This window comes from Vibrio sp. Vb1554, assembly GCF_033344235.1.
In genome coordinates, this window is record NZ_JAWPOJ010000439.1 from 1 (window position 1) to 1057 (window position 1057).

A 1057-nucleotide genomic window follows, 5' to 3' on the forward strand; every position below is an offset into this window, starting at 1 on the left:
CATGGTTACAACGGCCATGCGATACGAACAACCTTCTGGCGGTAGGTAGAAGTCTTCAATCTCTGGGAATTGCTTTTGCAGAATTGGCACGAATACTTCATTCAGTGCCACGCCTAATACCGCCGGCTCATCTGGTGGACGACCAGTATAGGTACTGTGATAAATTGGGTCTTTACGCATGGTGATGTGCGTAATGGTAAAGACGTGATGCTTTTCTTTTTCGTTATAGTAGCCAGTGTGATCGCCGTAAGGGCCTTCATCGGCAAACTCGTTCGGGTCGATGTACCCTTCCATGACGATTTCAGCACTTGCTGGGACTTCCAAATCGTTACTGATGGATTTGACCACTTCGGTTTTACTGCCACGCAGCAAACCAGCAAAGGCATATTCTGATAACGTATCCGGCACTGGCGTCACCGCACCAAGGATAGTGGCAGGGTCGGCACCAAACGCCACGGAAACTGGGAACGGCTTACCCGGGTTGGTTTCCATCCAATCACGCAAATCTAACGCGCCACCACGGTGAGCTAGCCAACGCATGATGATTTTGTTTTTGGCGATTTTTTGTTGGCGGTAGATACCGAGGTTCTGACGTTTTTTATTCGGCCCTTTGGTGACCGTCAAACCCCACGTTAATAATGGTGCTACGTCTTCCGCCCAACAACTCATCACCGGAATTTTATCCAAATCGACTTCGTCACCTTGCCATACAATGTCTTGGCATGGCGCTTTACGCAGTCGCTTGGCTGGCATATTCAACACTTGCTTGAATACTGGCAGTTTTTCCAATGCGTCTTTGAAGCCTTTTGGTGGCTCAGGTTCTTTTAAATAAGCCAGCAGTTTGCCGACTTCGCGTAACTCTTTTACGTCTTCGCGTCCCATACCTATCGCGACACGCTCTGGCGTACCAAACAGGTTGGTCAGAACAGGAACGTTGTAGCCGATTGGATTTTCAAACAACAGCGCAGGGCCTCCAGCACGTAAGGTGCGGTCGCTGATCTCTGTCATTTCGTAAGCGGGATCGACAGGGTGAGTAATGCGTTTAAGTCGACCTTTC

1 protein-coding gene is annotated in these 1057 nt (G+C 49.4%); it reads right to left on the minus strand.

What is annotated here, in order from left to right; genetic code table 11:
* The coding region (locus tag R8N28_RS26900) for a UbiD family decarboxylase (protein ID WP_318183879.1) at nt 1-1057 on the minus strand (1057 nt) is incomplete at both ends.